Source organism: Micromonospora sp. U56, assembly GCF_018070095.1.
Taxonomy (GTDB): domain Bacteria; phylum Actinomycetota; class Actinomycetes; order Mycobacteriales; family Micromonosporaceae; genus Micromonospora; species Micromonospora purpureochromogenes.
The window spans coordinates 1-14,317 of the sequence record NZ_JAGPYL010000001.1; the positions used below are offsets into that span (position 1 = coordinate 1).

Consider the following 14,317-nt stretch of genomic DNA (forward strand, 5'->3'; position numbering starts at 1 on the left):
GGCACCCGCACACACGCCACCAGACCCGCCTTGCCAATATCGATCGCGCACACCCGCGTAACCAGCTCCACCGGCTCCTCGGTCATCTCCTCCACCGGCCACCACCCTTCAGCCACACATCGACAGGTGGCCACCCACGGGAACGGTACGGGGCAGGGACAGAGCCGGACTCGCGCGCTCGAAGCAACAATGCAGGCCCCCTAAGCTCACGCTCCCAGCGCCAGACAAACTGACGGACTCGAAGTTCCAAGGAAGGTCGACGTCGGCGGGCGACCACCGCCGATTTTCACGCACGGCACGGGCGTCGCGACAGAGTCATCGGGGACAAACTGACGGTGCGCCGGCCCGGAGGAAGCCTGACATCAACGTCTGTTCTAGCGTGTGTCGTGGCTGAGGGTGTGGGTGTGTGGATGCTGCACGTGGACCGGACCACGCTGGAGGGCCCAGTAGATGAGCAGATGCTGTCCGCCGTCCGGAGGGCGATCTCCGCGAGCCATGGCGAGATCTGGCTAGAGCACCAGCAGGGCCCCATCCTCGGCATCGTCATCGGTGGCAACCGTGCGATGGTGCTGCGGCTGGCGGAGTCCGGAGACGCCGGCTTCCACGCCATCGACCCGGAGGCGTCGCCGGAACGGTCCGGAGAGTACGTCTTGGCCAACGGCCAGGTGGATCAGTACGCCGACCGTGACACCGTCGAGGTCCGCCACGTCGTGCCGATCGTGACCCACTTCCTCGCCAGCCTGGATAGGTGGTCGGGGGTGACGTGGCAGGACGACAACGCGATCTAACGCGCCGTACAGCCATCCGTACAGCCAAGCCCGCCGACGAACGGCGGGAAAGGTCGGCATCAACCGACAAGCCGTGCAGGTCAGCGACCCTGACCGGCGCCGGCCGACCGGGCGCTTGATCTTTGCAAGGCAGGGGCGGCGAACTCGATCGTCAACCCGACGAGGCGGCCCAGCTGCATGGCCCGCACAGCCGGATTGGCCCCCACTGCTCATCCATGAGGTCATCCCAGAAGTCAGTCCTCGGCACGGCAGGACTGACGTCGGCTCCGCACAGGGCCGTGAGCCCGTCGTCTAGAACGGCGTGCCCAAGCATCGCGCGCAGCGGGAAGGAGTGATCCGCTCGCACCGCCTCAACTTGGCGCCTGTCTGCGGACGTCAACGCCAGGACGAACCTGATCCGCTTCCGCACAGCAGGACGGTAGCCGGGGATTCGCTTGATCAAGTAGTACAAGCTCAGTACAGATGAGCGCCCCAGGAGGTTGCCCAGCTTGCGAGCAGTGCGAACTTGTCGGCGGACTCGGAGCCCTCATCGACGCTGTAGGTGGCGATGGACAGGCCCGTTTCGGAAGCGCCACGGATATTGCCACGCTCGAGACGGGTGTAGTAGTCGAGGCTGACCCCGGCGAGCATGGCGACCTCTTCGCGCCGCAAGCCCGGCACGCGTCGCTCTCCGCCGTAGTCGGGAAGGCCCGCTTGCTCGGGGGTCACGTGCGCGCGACGGGAGACCAGAAATTCTCTGACCTCGTCCTTGGTGCTCATGACTTCTACGGTAGCCACGCTTGGTAGTCGCTTGAGGGGGCCCGTCAGTACCCCCGACGCCTCAAGCGGCTGGTTCCTGCCGGATTCGTGAGAACGCGTCCGCCCGCCCCGCTGTGACGATGCGAGGCGGGCGGGGAGTGCGTGCGGGTCGCGTCAGGCGGTGAGGAGCACCTTGATGGCGCGCCGCTCGTCCATCGCCTGGTAGCCCTCCGCGGCCTCCTCCAGCGGCAGCGTCAGATCGAAAACCTTGCCGGGGTCGATCTTGCGGTCCCAGATCAGCTGGATCAGGTCGGGCAGGAACCGGCGCACCGGGGCAGGGCCGCCGTGCAGGTGAATGTCGGCGAAGAACAGCTCCAGGCCGGGCAGCTCGACATCGTGGGCGACGCCGACGAAGCCGACGTGCCCGCCGGGCCGGGTGGACCGGATGGCCTGCATCATCGACTCCTGGGTGCCGACCGCCTCGATCACGCTGTGCGCACCCAGTCCCTTCGTGAGCTCTTTGATCTTCGCCACGCCCTCGTCGCCGCGCTCCTGCACGATGTCGGTCGCGCCGTAGAACCGCGCCAGCTCCTGTCGCTGAGGGTTGCGGGACATCGCGATGATCCGCCCTGCGCCCAGCTGCTTGGCGGCGAGGACGCCCATCAGGCCAACAGCGCCGTCACCGACGACCGCGACCGTCTTGCCAGGGCCGGCCTCGGCGGCGACGGCAGCGAACCAGCCGGTGCCGAGCACGTCGGACGCGGCCAGCAGCGACGGGATCAGCCCCGGGTCCGGCTGGCCCGGCGTGGCAACCAGGGTGCCATCCGCCAGGGGAATACGGGCCTTCTCGGACTGGGTCCCAACCGTCGCCGACACGAATTCGCCGTGCACGCAGCGGGACTGGTAGCCGGACTGGCAGATCTCGCACGTGTTGTCGGAGATGACGAACGAGCCGACGACGAAGTCGCCGACCTTGACGTTCTTCACCTCGGGGCCGATCTCCTCGACGACGCCCACGTACTCGTGACCCATGATCTGATCCTTGACGGGCTCGATGCCCCGGTACGGCCACAGATCCGAACCGCAGATACAGCTCGCGGTCACGCGGATGATGGCGTCGGTGGGCTCGATGATCTTCGGGTCTTCACGCTCCTCGACGCGGACGTCGCCGGCGGCGTGCATGACTACTCCACGCATCGGGTGTTTCTCCTTGCTCTGTTGGTGCCTGCGGCGCCGAGCCGAGTCTTGGAAGCCGCCGCATCCCCGTCTTCCTGACCCGTGAAACTTCTGCGCCGGCCCCGCTGGGAGGGTGGTGACAGGCCCCCTCAGGCGTCTTCCTGCGCTGCCCCGCCCGAAACTCCTGCCATCGGGCGACTCGTGATGCGCAGGTCCTGGCGACAGCAAGGGTGACAGCAACCGACGCGGGCTCTGGCATGCCGGGCGTTCGTCCGGGTACGTGCCGATCGTGACCTTCTCGATCGCCGCACGGTGTCCACGTACCGGCCAGCTCGGGGTGGGAGCCCTGACGGCCAGACCCGCGGTCGGCAAGCTCGTCGCACACGTCCACTCGGGCGGTGCCCGAGCAGCGGCAGGCCGTCGTAGGCCAGGAACGGGTTGGGGGTGGCCTGGGTCGCCACCGCAAGGGCCGCTCGCCGGAGGACGTCCTGACCGAGCTGCTGGCCCGTGACCCGGGTCGGGAGGTGCGGCAGGTCGGCATGGTCGACCGCCAGGGTCGCTCGCACGCCTTCACCGGCTCCCGTACAGGTGACTGGGCGGGGCATCGCACCGGGCCGGGGTACGCGGTGCAGGGCAACCGCCTGGTGGGCCCGGAGACCCTCGCGGAGATCGTCCGGGTGTTCGAGGACAGCCGGGAACTCGACCTGGCGGAGCAGCTCGTGCTGGCCATCGGGGCCGGCGAGGAGACCGGCGGTGACCGGCACGGCGCACGGTCGGCGACCGTGACGGTGATCGGCGATCAGCCGTACCCGCTCTGGGACGTGCGGGTCGACGACGCCGAGCATCCGGCGTGGGAACTGCGCCGGCTGCACGGCGTCTTCCAGGAGAAGGTGCTGCCGACCATCCAGCGGCTGCCCACCCGCGACGACCCCATGGGCGAGGCCGCCCGGCAGGCGCTCGGGGCACAGATGGAACACCAGACACCGTCGAACGTCGTCGACCAGCCAGCAACGATGGCAGGCCGCGAGGCCCTTTGAGCAGGCGTCGGTGGCGGTTTGGGTTCGCCCCGATATGGTGCACTGCATGATCAACTCGTACCCGAGTCTTGACGATGCCGGGATTGCGGTAGCTGCGGCACGTGCCGGCGCGGACGTGGTGCGCAACATGTACGGCCAGCGGCTCACCCGCATCGACAAAGGCGCCGGGGATTTCGCCACCGCCGCCGATGTGGAGGCTGAGCAGGCGATTCTCGACGTCATCCGGGCAGCTCGGCCCGATGACGCGGTGCTCGGCGAGGAAGGCGGGCAGCGGGGCGCGGCCGACGTCGTGCGCCAGTGGTTGGTGGATCCCCTGTGCGGCACGCTGAACTACGCCGTCGGCAACATGCTGGTGGCCGTCAACGTGGCGCTGCGCGATGGGGCAGCGGCGGTGGCCGACCCGTTCAGTGGCGAGGTCTTCTTCACTGACGGTGCGAACGCCTGGGTGCGGCATGACGGTGTCGATGCGCAGCTGATGCCCACGCCCGCCACCCAGCTGGTGGACGTCAACCTGGATCCGCCGTTTCCGAGCGCGCCCGGATTCCGGGCCGTGGACCTGCTGGCCCACCCTGGGTTCGTCGAACGGTTCCGGCCGCGGGTCGTGTCCACCACGCTGGCCTTGGCCTGGGTCGCGGCCGGCAAGCGCGCCGCGTACGTCACCGATGGCGGTGACCTGGCCGAGAACGTGCATTTCGCCGCCGGCATCGCGTTGTGCCGGGCCGCCGGCTGCGTCGTCACCGGAATTGACGGCGCCCCGATCGGGCGCGCCGGCCGCGGGCTTGTGGTGGCCGGCGACGCCGAGACCCACGGGCTGCTGATGTCGATGATCGGCTAGATGATCTACTGCCAGCGATGGGTACCTGTCGGTTGGCATACTCGGCTGCATGGTGAGCGATCGATTGCAGGCATGGGTGCGGGCACGCTTCGGACCGTCCGAGGTGGAAACTGTCCTGGACCTCCTGACCGACCTCGTGCCGTTGGCCCCCGGTGGCACCGCCGAAAGCGCCGAGCGCATCCAAGCTGCGGTGGTCTTCCTGTCCGATGGAGACAGCCGGCGGTTCCTTGATGCTGTGGCCCTGGCGCAGCAGGATTGGCGCGATGTTCTGGTTGCGGCGGGGCTCGCCGATGATGACTGGGCCGACCAGCTGAACTCCGTGCTCGGTGGCGCCTCGCCGGGCCGGGTACGCCAGTAGCCCGTCGACGTCACGCAGGTCCTGACACCGATCTGTCACCCAGGTCCCGTCGCGAGAGGGAGGCGGTCCGGCGGCTGGCCGCCCTGACCCACTGGCAACCGGCCGCGCTGTGGTCAGTTCCCTCTCACGCAGAACTCGTTGCCGTCGGGATCGGCCAGCACGACGGCGCCGTCCTCACCGACCTCGAGCCGAGTGGCCCCGAGGGAGACCAGCCGGTCGACCTCCGCCTGCTGGTCGCCACCGGCCGGGGCGAGGTCGAAACGCTGCCGGTTCCGCACCCCTTTCGGGGCCAAGGGTGGGCCTCCCCACGCGACCTTCGTGCCGCCGTGCGGTGACTGGATCGCGGTCTCCTGGTCCTGGTCCCACACCAGCGGCCAGCCCAGTGCCTCGCTCCAGAAGAGGCCGACCTCCCGGGTGCCGTCGCAGGCGACCTCCCCGAGCAGGCCACACCCGGCGAGGAAGGCATTGTCCGGCTCGATCACGCAGAACTCGTTGCCTTCGGGGTCGGCCAGGACGATGTGCCCCTCCTCGGGGCGCTGCCCGACGTCGAGGTGGCCGGCGCCGAGCCCCAGCGCCGTCGCCACCGTGTGCTGCTGGTCGGCGTGGCTGGCGCTGGTCAGGTGAAGGTGCAGGCGGCGGCTCGGCCCCACCTCCTCCGCGCCGCTCCGGACGAACCGGAGGCTGAGCTGGGTGTCCTCACCAGGCAGGAGCGCACCACCGGCGTCCTCGACGACCTCCCGGCCGAGCAGGCCGGCCCAGAACTGCGCCAGGCGGGCCGGGTCGTGTGCATCGAAGGTCACCGTCAGCATTCTGGAGAGCATCACTGCACGGTAGACATGGGCCAGCAGGACAAACAAGGCGGTTTCGGAGAGGTCCGTGCGAGAGCGGCGGGACATCGGCGAGGTTCAGGCACCGGCCTCGACGGCGGGCCGGGCGGGGATGTCCAGGAGCAGGCCGAGCTGGCGGAACGCCTCCGCCTTGACCCGGTACCAGACCCACGTGCCGCGCCGCTCCGAGTCGACCAGGCCCGCCTCGCGCAGCACCTTCAAATGGTGGGAGATGGTCGGCCCGGACAGGTCGAACGCGGGGGTCAGGTCGCAGACGCAGATTTCCGGCACCGAGGCGATCATCGACATCAGTCGCAACCGGACCGGGTCACCCAGGGCCTTGAACATCGGCGCGACGACCTCCGCCTGCGCGGGGTCCAGCGGACTCGCGGCGATCGGAGGACAGCAGGCCATCGCTTGCAGGTCCACCACCGGCAGCGCTTGTTTCGACATGCCTCTAGGTTGACAGACTTCAAAACAAGGTGCAACAGTGGGGTCTCTGCTTCGAAAATCGTCTAGACAAGCGCACCCGCACCACCGCACTGACCCCGCCAGCACATCCGCTGACCCGTCCCAGGAGGAGAACCATGTCCCGCGTCCAGCTCGCCCTGCGCGTTTCCGACCTCGAAGGCTCCGTCGCCTTCTACTCCAAGCTGTTCGGCGTCGAGCCGGCGAAGCGTCGACCCGGCTACGCCAACTTCGCCGTCGAGAACCCGCCGCTGAAGCTCGTTCTGCTCGAAGGCGAGCCCGACCAGCCCACCGTCATGGACCACCTCGGGGTGGAGGTGTTCAGCACCGACGAGGTCAGCGCGGCGACCAGGCGCCTCACCGACGCCGGCCTCGTCACGCTGGAGGAGAACAGCACGGAGTGCTGCTACGCCCTCCAGGACAAGGTCTGGGTACGCGGACCCGGCAACGAGCCGTGGGAGGTCTACACCGTCAAGGCCGACTCCCCGCAGTTGGAGAAGGCGACCGCGAGCGCCTGCTGCACGCCGGCCGCCGAGAAGGAGCCCGCCACCAGCGGAGCTGCCGCAAGCTGCTGCTGACCGTCGCGGCCGTCTGCCCCAGCAAACCCGTGCGGCAGGAACGACGAGGCTTGGCTGTACGGGCATCCGTACAGCCAAGCCAGTCGGCCTTCGTCGGCCGGGACAGCGGGCGGTGGCAGGCGCTACCTATCCTCTGCGCCATGGTCGCTCTCAAGCTGTGGCATCTGCTGGTTCTGATCATCTGTGTGCTCCTGCCGACCGCGGCGGCGATCGTGGGCGGGGTCTGGGCGGTCCGTCGCTCACGCAACAGTCGATGAGCGACCCCACGCCGCAGGTCCTCCAGCTGTACTGCCGGGTGCAGGTGTCGGCGGATGATCGCGCGGCCGACCGGAGGACCGGTACGTCGGCAGGCTAGCGTCGGGGCGTGAGCACCGGATCCCCACGCGTCCTGCCCGCCGACAGCGGCATCGCCGAGGCCGCCGCCGTCCTGCGCGACGGCGGGCTGGTGGCCTTCCCGACCGAGACCGTCTACGGCCTCGGCGCGAACGCCCTGGACGCCCGGGCCGCCGCCCGGATCTTCGAGGCCAAGGCCCGGCCCAGCTTCGACCCGCTGATCACCCACCTGGCCGACACCGCCGACCTGGAGAAGCTCGTCGGGCCGGTGCGGCCGGCGGTGGCCGCGCTGGCCGAGCGGTTCTGGCCGGGGCCGCTCACGCTGATCGTGGACCGGCCGGCCGAGATTCCGCCGATCGTCACCTCGGGGCTGGACACCATGGCCGTCCGGGTGCCGGACGAGCCCTCCGCACGGGCTTTGATCCGGGCCGCCGGGGTGCCGGTGGCGGCGCCGAGCGCGAACCGCTTCGGGCAGCTCAGCCCGACCCGGGCGGAGCACGTGGTCAAGGGGCTCGGCGCCGCGGTGGAGGTGGTGCTCGACGGCGGGCCGACCCGGTGCGGGATCGAGTCGACCATCGTCGACGCGCGCGGCGCGCAGCCGGTGGTGCTGCGCCTCGGTGCGCTCGCCCTGGAGGAGCTGGTCGAGGCGGTCGGGCCGGTGAGCGTACGGCCGGGCAGTTCCGGGCAGCCGGTGGCGCCGGGGACGCTGGCCGCGCACTACGCGCCGCGTACCCCGTTGCGGGTGGTGGGGGGGACGCAGCCGGCGCCGGCCGCCGGCGGCCGGCGCGGTTTCCTGGCCTTCCGGGAGCGGCCGGCCGACGGATACGCGGCGGTCGAGGTGCTCTCGCCCGCCGGGGACGTGACCGAGGCCGCCGCCCGGCTCTTCGACGCCCTGCACCGGCTGGACGCGGCCGGGGTGACCGAGATACTGGCCGAGGCGGCGCCTGACACCGGGGTGGGCCGCGCGATCAACGACCGGTTGCGCCGCGCCGCCGCCACCTGGGACCCGGCCGGCTGACGCTCGGATGCATGGTCCCGCGGACCGGGGGTACCGATTCAGTTACCAACCCCCGGAAAGCGAGGTGTCCCATGCCGACCGCACGCGACATCATGACCAACGACGTGACCTGCGTCCGTGAGCAGGACGACCTGCGGGCCGCCGCCAAGCGGATGGCCGAGCTGGGCGTCGGCTCGCTGCCGATCTGCGGCGACGACAACAAGCTGAAGGGCATGCTCACCGACCGCGACATCGTGGTGAAGGTTCTCGCGCAGGGCAAGGACCCGGCCAACGTGACGGCCGGCGAGCTGGCCCAGGGCGAGGCGGTGACCATCGGCGCCGACGACGACGCCGCGGAGATCCTGCGCACGATGGGCCAGTACAAGGTGCGCCGGCTGCCGGTGATCGACGGGCACGAGCTCGTCGGGATCGTGGCGGTGGCCGACGTGGCCCGGTCGCTGCCCGAGCGCCCGGTGGGCGACCTGATCGAGGCCATCTCCGAGCGCTCCTGATCCCGTCCCATCATCGATCGCCGCCCTCCGGCTCCACGCCGGACGGCGGCGATCGGTGTACGGGGACCCCGGCTCAGCCGGTCAGCGCCACGGTCTCGCCACGCAGGATGGTGCGCACCCCCGACACCAGCCCGCGCCGCTTCGCCTCCTCGAGGAAGTGCCGCAGCGGCGACCGGAACACCGGGTAGTCGTCGTAGTGGATCGGCACGGTCAGCTTCGGCCGGATCAGCTCGACCAGGTCGGCGCCCTGCTTCGCGTCCATGGTGAGCAGGATGCCGGCGATCCGGGTGCCGCCCAGGTGGATCAGCATCGCGTCGATGTCCGGGAAACGCTGCGGGATCTCGGCGAGCTGCGGGCGGCGCAGGGTGTCCCCGGTGACGTAGAGGCGGAATCGGCGCGTCCCGTCCCGGTCCAGGTCGATCATCGTGCCCATCACGTCGGGCAGCAGCCGGTCCAGCGCCCCCGGGCCGTGCTGACCGGGCAACGAGGTCAGCCGCAGGGTGCTGGACCCCCGGCTCAGCTCCCGGGACCGCCAGGTGGGCAACCCTTCGGCCGCCCGGAATCCCCACTTGCGCAGCTTCCGCTCGGCCGCCCGGGTGGTGATGATCGGCAGCTCGCGGTCGAGCCCCTTGCGGGCCACCCGGTCGAAGTGGTCGCCGTGCAGGTGGGACAGGACCACCGCGTCCAGGGCGGGCAGTTCGGGGATGGTCAGCGCCGGCTCGGTGCTGCGGCGGGACCACAGACCCTTGCCCAGGTACGCCCGCTGGCCCCGGTGCAGGAAGTTCGGATCGGTCAACAGGGTGAAGCCCCCGATCCGGAGCACCGTCGTCGCGGTGCCGATGAACGTCACGTTTGGCTGATCCGTCTCCACGCGTCCCACCTCCATCCGGCCCGTACCCGGGACGGGCGCGGCCATGCGGACCGGCGCCCTACCGAGCGGACGGCTCCGCCGCGGCGGACCCGTCGCCGGGGCTCTCCTCGGCCGGCCCGTCCCCGGTCGATTCGTCGGCGGTCGACCCGGTCGGTCCGTCGCCGGTCGACCCGGTCGGTCCGTCGCCGGTCGACCCGGTCGGTCCGTCGCCGGTCGGCGGGAACCGCTCGACCAGTCGGGTCAGCGCGCCGTTGGCGAAGGTGGCGCCGAGCGCCGAGCCGGCGGCGATGCCCCACCCGACCGGCCCCAGCGGGGTGCAGCCGAAGAACTGGCTCACCCCGGGGGTCTGCACCACCGCGCCCAGCACCCCGAGGGACACGGCGGTGGAGGCGAGCACCATCGGGCTGGTGCCGCCGGCCAGCACCGTCTGCCCGAGCTGGGTGCCGACCAGCGACACCAGCGCCACCGTGCCGGCCCGTTTGCGCCGTCCGGTGTACCGGGCGACCGTCCAGCCGGCGGTCGCGCCGAGGGTGGTGGCCGCCGCGCGCAGGCCGATCTCCCGGGTCATCGTCTCGCCGAGGGAGGTGTCCGGACCCTCTCGCAGCAGCCCGTTGGCGTGGTCGGCGCCGGGTGGCCGGACCGCGATGGCCAGCGCCGGCGCCAGGTCGGTGAGCAGGTTGACCAGGAGCAGTTGCCGCCCGGTCAACGCGGACCGGCCGGTCGCGGCGGCGGTCAGCACGCTGAACGCGATCTCGCCGAGGTTGCCGCCGACCAGGATGCTCAGCGCGTGGCGTACCGAGGACCACATCGCCCGCCCCTCGACCAGGGTGGCGATGATGGTCTCCAGCCGGTCGTCGGTGACCACCAGGTCGGCGGCGGCCCGCGCGGCGGGGGTGCCCCGCTGGCCGAGGGCGATGCCCACGTCGGCCAGCCGGATCGCCGGCGCGTCGTTGGCGCCGTCGCCGGTCATCGCCACGGTACGGCCGCACTTCTGCAACGCCTGGATGATCCGCACCTTGTGGGTGGGGGTGCAGCGGGCGACCACGTCGGTGCGGGCCAGCCGCTCGCCCAGCGCGTCGTCGTCGAGCTGGTCCAGCTCGGTCGCGGTCACCACCCGCTGCGCGTCGTGGCCGTCGCTGATGATCGAGGCGATCGCCTCGGCGGTGGCCGGATGGTCACCGGTGATCATGATGGTGTGCACGCCGGCCTGCCGGATCCGGCGCACGGCCGGGGCGGCGCTCTCGCGCACCCCGTCGGCGAGAGCGAGAAAGCCGACGAAGACCAGGTCGGCCACCTGCTCGTCGGTGACCGTCTCGGCGCCCACCCGGCACTCGCCGACGGCGAGAATGCGGTGCCCGGCCCGAGCCCGGTCGGCGAGCATCGCGTGCAGCCCGGCCCGTCCGTCGTCGTCCAGGTGCTCGTCCCGGCCACCCGGCGTACGCCAGGCGCTGCAACGAGGGAGCACCGTCTCCGGCGCCCCCTTCACGCTGAGCAGCAGCCGGTCACCGGTCCGGCCGACGGTGGCGTGGTAGCCGCGGGACGGCTCGAAGGGCAGCCCGCCGACCGCCTCCCAGCCGTCCGCGCCGACCTGCTCCACCACCCCGGCGTCGCGGGCGCCGCGCCGGACCGCCCGATCGGTGTGCTGCGGCAAATCGTCCGGGTCGTCGGCGGCGGGGGTGGCCCGCAGCGCGGCGGCGAGGGTCCGTCGCAGCCCGTCGTCGAGCCGGTTCACCGGGGCGTACCGGCCGTCGTCGCCGACGCCGGCCAGCCGCAGGCTCCCCTCGGTGAGGGTGCCGGTCTTGTCGAAGCAGAGCACGTCGACCCGGCCCAGCGCCTCGATGGTGCGCGGGTTGCGGACCAGCGCCCCGTGCTCGGCCAGCCGCCGGGCCGCGGCCAGCTGCGCGGCGCTGACCAGGAACGGCAGCCCCTCCGGCACCGAGGCCACGGCCAGGTTCGCGGCGGTCGCCGCCGTCTCCGCCAGGGGTACGCCCCGCAGCAGCCCCGCCCCGGCCACCGCGATCGCCGATCCGGCCGCCAGCGGGAGCGCCGCGCTGGTCAGCTTGCCGAGCCGGGCCTCCACCCCGCTGACCGGCGGTGCCTGCCCGGCCAGCGCGAGACTGCGGCCGGACTCGGTCTCGGCGCCGGTCGCCACCACCACGGCGGTGCCGTGCCCCGCGGCCACGGTGGTGCCCTCGTAGAGCATCGAGTGGCGGTCCGCCACGGCGGCGGCGACCACCGGCTCGACGGTCTTGCCCACCGGCAGCGACTCCCCGGTCAGGGACGACTCGTCCGCCTCCAGCCCGTCGGCGGTGAGCACCCGGCAGTCGGCCGGCACCGCGTCGCCCGGCCCGAGCGTGACCACGTCGCCGGGCACCAGTTCCTCGGCGGGGAGCACCCGCTCGGCCCCGTCGCGCAGGACCCGGGCGGTCACCTCCGTACGGGACAGCAGCTCGGCCAGGGACCGTTCGGTGTTGCGCTGGTGCACCGCCCCGATCAGCGCGGATCCGCCCACCACCCCGCCGACCAGGGCGGCGTCGACCAGCGAGCCGAACGCGGTGGAGAGCACCGCCCCGGCGACCAGCACCGGGGTGAGCGGGTTGGACAGTTCGTCGACGAAGGCGCGTAGCAGGCCGCCGCCCATGCCGGGCCGCGCGCCCGTGCCGGCGGCGCGCCGGCGGCGCGCCTCGGCCTCGGCCAGCCCGCCGGGAGTGGTGTCGAGCTGCCGCAGCACGGTGTCTTCCGGCATCAGGTGCCAGGCGGTGGTGGCCGGGGTGGGCGCGCCGTCCGGGTGGGGCAGCCGGTGCGCCCGCCAGACGCCGTGGGCGAAGGCCAGCGCGGCCGCCCCGTTCACCGCTGCCAGGCTGCGGCCGGGCAGCTCCCGCCGGTCGGCGGTGAGGGCGCCCAGCGCGCCGAGTCCGGCGCCGGCCATGGCGAGCCGGATGTTCTGCCGGGTCATCCGGTGGGCCACCCCCGCCGCCTCGATGACCAGGGCCGGGATCCGCAGGTCGGTGCCGACCAGCAGGTGGGCGCCCCAGGGTGGCAGCGCCTCCGCGTCGGCGACGCCGAGGCCGCAGTCGGACGCGGCGAGCGCCGCCCGGTCACCGGACACCACCAGCACCACCGCGCCCTCGCGTTGCAGGGTGCGCACCGACTCGGCGAGGCGGTCACCGCCGGGCAGGACGGCGTCGGCGAAGGCGTACCGCTGCGGGTCGTCGCCGGCCACGACCAGCCGTAGGCCGGCCTGCCGGGCGGCGGTGGGCAGCGCGTCGACGCCCGGCGCCGGCTCCGGGTCGACCCGGATGACGGCGGCGAGGGAGTCGTGGTGGGCGAGGCCCAGGAGCTGGCCACCGCCCTCGCGCAGCCGGCTGCTCTCCGGGGTGTCCCCGGGATCGGTGACGTCGAGCCCGTCGAGCGGGCCGAGCCGCCAGCCGTCCGCCTCCCGCGAGCCGTCCGGGTCGGCCGGGTCGAAGAGCGCGAACGCGCGGGCGGCCACCTCGCCGGTTGCTGCGTCGCCCAGCGGGGCCAGGTCGGCGAGCACGCCCCGGGCCGAGCCGAGCACGGCCGCGTCCAGCACCACCGTGTCGATCCGGTCCAGTTCGCGCAGCACGCTGCGGTCCATCGCGATCACGCCGCGCCGGGCGAGCATCTGGCCGAGCTGTGCGGCGTACCCCTCGCGGCCGCTGCCCGGGGCCTTCGGCAGCGAGGACAGGGCGAGCGCGGCGGCGCGCTTGCCGCCGACGACCGGCACCGCGGCGGCCCCGGCCGCCGCTCCGGCGGCCAGCACCCAGCTCTTGTACCGCTCGACCGGGCCGTCGGCCTTCGGCTGGCCCCGCTCGGTGGCGGGGGAGCGGGCGACGGCTCGCTCCGGGTCGCCGGTCAGCCGCGGTTCGGCCTTGTTCCAGGCGGCGAGCTGCGCCCGCGCCTCACCCCACTGCACGATCCGCTGCACGCCGTCCAGGGCGATGCCGGCCCAGCCGCCGGTGAGCCCCTGGACGACCGCCTCGGCCAGCGGGAACAGCACCTCGGCGCGCGGGTCGGCGCGCAGCCCCCGGTCGGCCAGCGCGTGCAGCTTCGGGTGCAGGTCGATCGCGCCCAGCAGGCCGGCCACCTCACCGGGGACCGGGGTGAAGGGCAGGATCCGGGTGGCCGCCGAGATGGTCAGGCCGAACGCGTCGGAGGCGAGCGCGCCGAGCGTCCGGGGCGTCCGCGGCCCCTCCTCGGGCGGGTGCGGGGGCGGGATCTCCGGATCCGGCTCGTGCGGGCAGACCCGTTCGGCGCGAGCCACCGTGGCGATCAGGTCGCGCAGCCGGGGCTTCGGCTCCTCGACGGCCACCACCACCCGGCCGGACGGCGCGTTGACCCGGGCCCAGCTCACCCCGGGCATCCGTTCCAGCGCCGTCTCGACCTGCCGGGCCAGCCGGTCGCCGCCGTCCTGGCAGACGCCGTGCACCTCGATGTGGTGCCGTCCACCGCGCGACCAGACCCGGCGCCGGGTCAGACCGACCGCGCGGACCAGCCGCGACGCGGCCGAGCCGACGGTACGGGACGCGTCGGCGACCAGCGGTGGCACCGGCGGGAGCACGCGGTCGGCGACCCGGCCCAGCGCCGTCATCGAGCAGTACGGCCGAGCCGCCGGCCCCGCTCCCCGCCGTGCCCGCCGCTGCTGCCGTACGCCATCTCGCCTCCCGCGCTCGTCAGGCGGCCTGGCTTCCCGGCGAGCCGCCCGTTATGCCGTCGGAAGGAGGGAAGTTTGCGCCGGTGGGGGTGCATGGAGGCGGGGTGGACGTGGAATCCGGGTG

General features: G+C 72.6%; 14 protein-coding genes. 8 read left to right on the forward strand and 6 right to left on the reverse strand.

Translation table 11 applies throughout. The features are described 5' to 3' along the window. The first annotated feature begins 386 nt into the window (after positions 1 to 386). Positions 387 to 788: a hypothetical protein gene (locus tag KBX37_RS00005; protein WP_210773552.1), complete on the forward strand. Its 402-nt coding sequence runs from the start codon at positions 387 to 389 to the stop codon at positions 786 to 788. Positions 789 to 1,241: 453 nt separating this feature from the next. Here the strand turns inward: KBX37_RS00005 and KBX37_RS35785 are convergent, their stop codons facing one another. Then, entirely contained in the window at positions 1,242 to 1,547 is a 306-nt protein-coding gene (locus KBX37_RS35785; RefSeq protein WP_210773553.1) for a helix-turn-helix domain-containing protein, read from the reverse strand. Positions 1,548 to 1,700: 153 nt separating this feature from the next. After that, the gene (locus KBX37_RS00015) at positions 1,701 to 2,723 is read right to left on the reverse strand and encodes a zinc-dependent alcohol dehydrogenase family protein (RefSeq protein ID WP_210773554.1); all 1,023 of its coding nucleotides are present in this window, start codon (positions 2,721 to 2,723) and stop codon (positions 1,701 to 1,703) included. 259 nt (positions 2,724 to 2,982) lie between these two features. Here KBX37_RS00015 and KBX37_RS35790 point away from each other — a divergent pair, with 259 nt between their 5' ends. The 4 genes from KBX37_RS35790 to KBX37_RS00030 are packed head-to-tail and all read left to right on the forward strand — an operon-like array spanning position 2,983 to position 4,932. Then, positions 2,983 to 3,213 carry a DUF1028 domain-containing protein gene (locus KBX37_RS35790; protein WP_374103613.1) on the forward strand — a complete coding sequence of 77 codons (231 nt, stop codon included), beginning with the start codon at positions 2,983 to 2,985 and terminating at the stop codon, positions 3,211 to 3,213. Continuing rightward, positions 3,101 to 3,739 carry a DUF1028 domain-containing protein gene (locus KBX37_RS00020; RefSeq protein WP_210773555.1) on the forward strand — a complete coding sequence of 213 codons (639 nt, stop codon included), beginning with the start codon at positions 3,101 to 3,103 and terminating at the stop codon, positions 3,737 to 3,739. The genes KBX37_RS35790 and KBX37_RS00020 overlap by 113 nt, the downstream gene beginning before the upstream one ends. 46 nt (positions 3,740 to 3,785) lie before the next feature. Further along, positions 3,786 to 4,574 carry an inositol monophosphatase family protein gene (locus KBX37_RS00025; RefSeq protein WP_210773556.1) on the forward strand — a complete coding sequence of 263 codons (789 nt, stop codon included), beginning with the start codon at positions 3,786 to 3,788 and terminating at the stop codon, positions 4,572 to 4,574. A gap of 49 nt (positions 4,575 to 4,623) precedes the next feature. Then, positions 4,624 to 4,932: a hypothetical protein gene (locus KBX37_RS00030; RefSeq protein ID WP_210773557.1), complete on the forward strand. Its 309-nt coding sequence runs from the start codon at positions 4,624 to 4,626 to the stop codon at positions 4,930 to 4,932. Between the two features lie 113 nt (positions 4,933 to 5,045). On the opposite strand, the gene KBX37_RS00035 is transcribed toward KBX37_RS00030, so the two are convergent. Both KBX37_RS00035 and KBX37_RS00040 read right to left on the reverse strand, forming a co-directional pair. Then, positions 5,046 to 5,753 carry a VOC family protein gene (locus KBX37_RS00035; protein WP_210773558.1) on the reverse strand — a complete coding sequence of 236 codons (708 nt, stop codon included), beginning with the start codon at positions 5,751 to 5,753 and terminating at the stop codon, positions 5,046 to 5,048. 84 nt (positions 5,754 to 5,837) lie between these two features. Further along, entirely contained in the window at positions 5,838 to 6,212 is a 375-nt protein-coding gene (locus KBX37_RS00040) for a metalloregulator ArsR/SmtB family transcription factor (RefSeq protein WP_210773559.1), read from the reverse strand. A gap of 134 nt (positions 6,213 to 6,346) precedes the next feature. Here KBX37_RS00040 and KBX37_RS00045 point away from each other — a divergent pair, with 134 nt between their 5' ends. The 3 genes from KBX37_RS00045 (at position 6,347) to KBX37_RS00055 (ending at position 8,647) form a co-directional block, all read left to right on the forward strand. Beyond that, the gene (locus tag KBX37_RS00045; RefSeq protein ID WP_210773560.1) at positions 6,347 to 6,805 is read left to right on the forward strand and encodes an ArsI/CadI family heavy metal resistance metalloenzyme; all 459 of its coding nucleotides are present in this window, start codon (positions 6,347 to 6,349) and stop codon (positions 6,803 to 6,805) included. 388 nt (positions 6,806 to 7,193) lie between these two features. Next, positions 7,194 to 8,156, forward strand: a complete 963-nt coding sequence (locus KBX37_RS00050) for an L-threonylcarbamoyladenylate synthase (RefSeq protein WP_210773742.1) — start codon at positions 7,194 to 7,196, stop codon at positions 8,154 to 8,156. 71 nt (positions 8,157 to 8,227) lie between these two features. Next, positions 8,228 to 8,647 carry a CBS domain-containing protein gene (locus KBX37_RS00055; protein ID WP_210773561.1) on the forward strand — a complete coding sequence of 140 codons (420 nt, stop codon included), beginning with the start codon at positions 8,228 to 8,230 and terminating at the stop codon, positions 8,645 to 8,647. Positions 8,648 to 8,720: 73 nt separating this feature from the next. Here KBX37_RS00055 and KBX37_RS00060 read toward each other — a convergent pair whose 3' ends face one another. Beyond that, the gene (locus KBX37_RS00060; RefSeq protein WP_307848894.1) at positions 8,721 to 9,518 is read right to left on the reverse strand and encodes an MBL fold metallo-hydrolase; all 798 of its coding nucleotides are present in this window, start codon (positions 9,516 to 9,518) and stop codon (positions 8,721 to 8,723) included. Between the two features lie 58 nt (positions 9,519 to 9,576). After that, the gene (locus KBX37_RS00065) at positions 9,577 to 14,130 is read right to left on the reverse strand and encodes a cation-translocating P-type ATPase (RefSeq protein ID WP_210773563.1); all 4,554 of its coding nucleotides are present in this window, start codon (positions 14,128 to 14,130) and stop codon (positions 9,577 to 9,579) included. Between the last annotated feature and the right edge of the window lie 187 nt (positions 14,131 to 14,317).